The 4194-nt window shown below is 73.0% G+C and carries 6 protein-coding genes; 3 read left to right on the top strand and 3 right to left on the bottom strand.

Translation table 11 applies throughout. The annotated features are described in order from the left end of the window. Positions 1-391, top strand: a 391-nt coding sequence (locus tag G5C65_RS32435; protein WP_165302619.1) for a hypothetical protein, incomplete at its 5' end; no start/stop codon positions are given. Here G5C65_RS32435 and G5C65_RS32430 read toward each other — a convergent pair. From G5C65_RS32430 to G5C65_RS32420, 3 genes are all read right to left on the bottom strand, one after another. After that, the gene (locus tag G5C65_RS32430) at positions 369-1148 is read right to left on the bottom strand and encodes an SDR family NAD(P)-dependent oxidoreductase (RefSeq protein WP_165302618.1); all 780 of its coding nucleotides are present in this window, start codon (positions 1146-1148) and stop codon (positions 369-371) included. The genes G5C65_RS32435 and G5C65_RS32430 overlap by 23 nt on opposite strands. Next, positions 1141-1698: a cupin domain-containing protein gene (locus tag G5C65_RS32425; RefSeq protein ID WP_165302620.1), complete on the bottom strand. Its 558-nt coding sequence runs from the start codon at positions 1696-1698 to the stop codon at positions 1141-1143. The genes G5C65_RS32430 and G5C65_RS32425 overlap by 8 nt, the downstream gene beginning before the upstream one ends. Positions 1699-1768: 70 nt before the next feature. Beyond that, a complete protein-coding gene (locus G5C65_RS32420) occupies positions 1769-3028 on the bottom strand; it encodes a cytochrome P450 family protein (RefSeq protein WP_165302617.1) in 1260 nt (419 codons plus the stop codon). Between the two features lie 168 nt (positions 3029-3196). Between G5C65_RS32420 and G5C65_RS32415 the strand changes: the two genes are divergently transcribed. Together G5C65_RS32415 and G5C65_RS32410 are read left to right on the top strand one after the other, a co-directional pair. Then, a complete protein-coding gene (locus G5C65_RS32415; RefSeq protein WP_165302616.1) occupies positions 3197-3604 on the top strand; it encodes a Rid family hydrolase in 408 nt (135 codons plus the stop codon). Positions 3605-3789: 185 nt separating this feature from the next. Then, the coding region (locus G5C65_RS32410; RefSeq protein WP_165302615.1) for a VOC family protein at positions 3790-4194 on the top strand (405 nt) is incomplete at its 3' end.

Here is a 4194-nt window from a genome sequence, read left to right as displayed (position 1 = left end):
CGGCGGAGGCGGGGGCGGCGGGGAGGACAAGCCGCTCTTCCAGGTCGAGTTCGTCCATATGGGGCCGGGCGACAAGCCGCGCTGGGCGCGGGAGACGGGCCAGTACCGCTACGCCATGGGCGAGCGGGCGGTCGCCAGCGAGAACGGCGCCTTCCTCTCGTTCCGCTGCGCCACGGGCCTCCTGCGGGGCGATCCGCCCCGGCTGGCCGGGAACGTCCACGTGCCGCACACCGAGCGGCACACGAGGCTGGAGGACGCCGCGCGCGCCCGCGCGGCGATGGCCCTCCTGCACTCGGTGGTCAGAGCCATGGCCCAGGAGATGGGCTGCGCGAAGGAGTCGCGGGTCCCCGCGCGGCTCCCCAAGCCGGTCACCACGTCGGGTGGGCGCTGACTCCCCCGTCGACGGTCAGGTCGGTGCCGGTGATCCAGGAGGCCGCCGGGGACGCGAGGAAGACGCAGGCGTTCCCGATGTCCTCCGGACGGCCCAGCCGGGTGAGGGGCGCGGAGCGGGTCCAGCGCTCCACGCCCTCCGGCCAGTTGGCCGCGAGGCCCGGCTGGTCGATCAGACCCGGGGAGACGCTGTTGACGCGGACGCGTCGAGGGCCCAGCTCCAGCGCCGCGGCCCGTGCGTGCATGATCAGCGCCGCCTTGGACGCGTTGTAGTGCGCATGTCCGAAGGCGGGCTGGCTGCCCTCGATGGACGCGATGTGGGTGACCGCTCCCCCGCCCTCCTGCGCGCCCATGACGGTGGCCGCCGCCTGGGTGCAGACGAACGCGCTGGTGACGTTGGAGTCGTACAGCCACCGCCAGTCCTCGGCGGTCAGCTCGGCGAGCGGCTGGACGGGCTGGACGCCCGCGTTGTTGACGAGCGCGTCCAGGCGCCCGCCGCGCCAGGCCGCCGCCTCCTCGACCAGGGTGTGGCACTGCCGCTCGTCGGTCAGGTCGGCCTGTACCGCTGTCGCTTCGGCGCCCTCCCCGGCCAGGCGCTCCACCAGGGCGCGGGCCTGCTTCTCGCCGCGGTGGTAGTGCGCGACGACCGCCGCACCCGCGCGTGCGAACTGCTCGGCGATGCCGGCGCCGATGACGCCGCTGGCGCCGGTGACGAGGGCGACCTGGCCGGTCAGCGCGGGCAGGTGGGGGTCAGTCATTCCGGTCCTCTCCGTCGGACGTGCCGTGCGGCTCCGTCGTGGTGTCCCCCCGGCTCCCCGGGGGCGGTATCTCGTCCGGCATGTGCAGCGGCATGTCGGGGCGGCACAGGGCGCGGATACGGTCCGCCTCCCCCGGGTAGCCGGCGCACAGCTCCTCGGCGGTGCCCCCCTCGTAGTCGGTGGGCAGGAAGCCGGGCGCCATGGTGGTGCCGAACAGCGACCAGTTGCCGCCGGGCGCCACCCGGGCCCCCATCCAGGTGCCCGCCGGGACGACCGTCTGGAAGGACCCGTCCGCTCCGCCCATGTGCAGCACCTGGCTGCCGCCGTCCGGGGCGAGGAGCAGCAGCTCCAGCGGGTCGCCCCGGTAGAAGTGCCACACCTCGTCCGTCGGCAGGCGGTGCATGGCGGAGAAGTCGTCCGGTGCGTCGGTGAGCAGCACCATGATGGCCGTGCCGACCGGGCGGCCCGTGGCGTCCGACGGTCCGGTCCAGGTGGCGCGGAAGCGTCCGCCCTCCACGGGCAGCGGTTCGAGACCGTAGTGCAGTGCCATGTCTTCAGCTGTCGGGTTCACGCTCGCGACTGTAGGGGCAGTGTGCCCGGTCCGCGAGGAGCTGTCGGGTTCACTCGATGACAGTAGGGGCAGCGCGCTCCGTCCGCGAGGGCGCCCCCACCTCGACCGGAAGCCGGGTCAGCGCGTGCGCGCGGAACGACGTCTGCCAGGGCAGCCGGTCGGGCGGGACGGCGGGCCGCATGCCGGGAAAGCGGCGCAGCAGCGTCTCCAGGGCGACGGTGAGCTGCATCCGGGCCAGCGGTGCGCCGAGGCAGTAGTGCACGCCCTGTCCGAGTGCCAGATGGTCGCCCGCTCCGGACCGCCGGATGTCGAAACGGTGGGGCGATGCGTGGCGCAGCGGATCGCGGTTGGCGGAGGCGAGGGCGAGCAGCACCGTGTCGCCCGCGGGCACGCGCACCCCGCCGTACTCGACGGGCTCCGTGGGGAAGCGCCGGATGGCGGTGAGGTTCGGGTGCGCGTAGCGGAGCATCTCCTCCACGGCGCCGGGCAGCAGGGCGTCCGGGTCGGCGGCGAGGGCCGCGAGCTGCTCGGGGTGGCGCAGCAGGGCGAGCGTGCCCGCTCCGAGGGTGTGCTGCACGTTGTCGATGCCCGCTCCGAGCAGCAGGAACGCGAGGGAGCACAGCTCGTCCTCGGAGAGCCTGTCGTGCTCGTCGCGGGCCCGGATCAGCGCGGACAGCAGATCGTCCCCGCCGTGCCCGCGCCGCTGGGCGACCAGGCGGCGCAGATAGCCGTGCACGGCGCCGACGGCCTCGGCGACCTGCGCCGGGCTCTCGGGCGCGAGCATCATCCGTATCCACCGGGCGAAGTCGCCGCGCTCCGGCTCCGGCACGGCGAGCAGGTCGCCGATGACGGTGAGCGGCAGCGGCAGGGCGAAGTCCCGTACGAGGTCGGCGTCCTCTCCCCGCCGGCCGAGTGCGTCGGCGAGGCGGTCGGCGAGGCGGTCCACGACGGCGCGCACCCTGTCGCGCAGAGCGTCGATGCGGCGTGCCGTGAAACCGTGCGAGACGAGGCGGCGCAGCCGCAGATGGTCGTCGCGGTCGAGGTTGAGCAGGTTGGCGTCCAGTGCGGGCGGCAGGGAGAAGCCGGTGTACCCGCCTCTCGCGTGGGTCTTGTCGACGGACAGCCGGGGGTCCGCGAGCCCGGCCCGCACGTCCGCGTCCCGCATCACCAGCCAGACGGGCGAACCGTCGGGCAGTGCCACCCGGTGGACGGGCGCGTCCTCGCGGAGGGTGTCGTAGCGGGCGTGCGGTGCGGCGCGGAACGCGTCGTCGAAAGGGGCGGGGAGGGGCGGCGGCGCTGGCGATGTCATGGGCGTTCTCTCTCCGGCTCTCTCCGGCCTATCCGGCTCTCTCCGGCCTCCGGTGGGCCTGCGTGGGTGCCTCCGACTGTAGGGAGCGGAAATTCGGCGGTGCGCACGCCCCCGGGCTGCGAGGATGACGGCGGTTTCGGTGGAGGCAAGGGAAGGCAGGAGAGAGCTGTGACCGGTGCTGTCCGACTCATCCGTTCCGGTTCGCTGTCCGACGTCGCGGAGTACGCGTACGCGGCGACCGCGTCGGCCGACGCGCGGTTCATCCACCTCGCCGGCGCCTGTCCGCTGAACGACGACGGCTCCACCGCCGCCGTGGGCGACTACGCCGGGCAGGCGGCGGTGTGCGTGGCGAATCTGCGGACCGCGCTGAAGGACGCCGGGGCCGGGCTGGAGGACGTCCTCAGCACCCGGGTGCTGGTGGCGTCCGGCCGGCAGGAGGACCTGGTGGCCGCGTGGGAGGTCGTACGGGACGCGTTCGGGGCGCACGACGTGCCGAGCACGCTGATGGGTGTCACGGTGCTCGGGTACGACGACCAGCTGGTGGAGGTCGAGGCCGTGGCCGCCGTGGCCGGGTGATCCCCAGGGGATTCCGCGGGACTCCGTGGGGATTCCGCCGGGACTCCGCCGGGACGCGGAAGCTCCGAGAAAAAATCCCGGGGAATCCCCGCCGCGGCGATGAGTTCCGGTGAGACCACCGGTCTATCTCTTCGACGGCACCGGCAGAGACCGCGCCGGCCCCCGAGAACGAGAAAGGCGAGACCATGCCCAAGATGATTTTCGTCAACCTGCCGGTGAAGGATCTGGACCGCGCCAAGGACTTCTTCACCAAGCTGGGCTATGAGATCAACCCGCAGTTCACAGACCAGAACGCCGCCTGCGTGGTGATCGCGGACGGCAGCATCTACACCATGCTCCTCGTCGAGCCCTTCTTCCAGGGGTTCTCCAAGCGCGACCTCCCGGACTACAGCACGACCACCGGCTCGATCATCGCGCTGAGCGCGGACAGCCGGGAGGAAGTCGACGCGTATGTGGAGCGCGCGCTGGCCAACGGCGCCACGGAGGGGCACTCCAACATCGACGAGGGCCCGATGTACGGCCGCAGCTTCCACGACCTGGACGGCCACCTGTGGGAGTACACGTGGATGGACCCCGCGGCCATCGAAGGC

Source organism: Streptomyces boncukensis (assembly GCF_011045075.1).
GTDB classification, from domain to species: domain Bacteria; phylum Actinomycetota; class Actinomycetes; order Streptomycetales; family Streptomycetaceae; genus Streptomyces; species Streptomyces boncukensis.
The sequence above is the reverse complement of the archived record's forward strand: the minus strand, read 5'-3'. Positions and strand labels throughout refer to the sequence as shown.

Bases quoted from the DNA above. Each gene is read 5' to 3' on its own strand.
- G5C65_RS32430 (WP_165302618.1), bottom strand. From the start codon at position 1,148: ATGACTGACCCCCACCTGCCCGCGCTGACCGGCCAGGTCGCCCTCGTC.
- G5C65_RS32420 (WP_165302617.1), bottom strand. From the start codon at position 3,028: ATGACATCGCCAGCGCCGCCGCCCCTCCCCGCCCCTTTCGACGACGCG.
- G5C65_RS32425 (WP_165302620.1), bottom strand. From the start codon at position 1,698: ATGGCACTGCACTACGGTCTCGAACCGCTGCCCGTGGAGGGCGGACGC.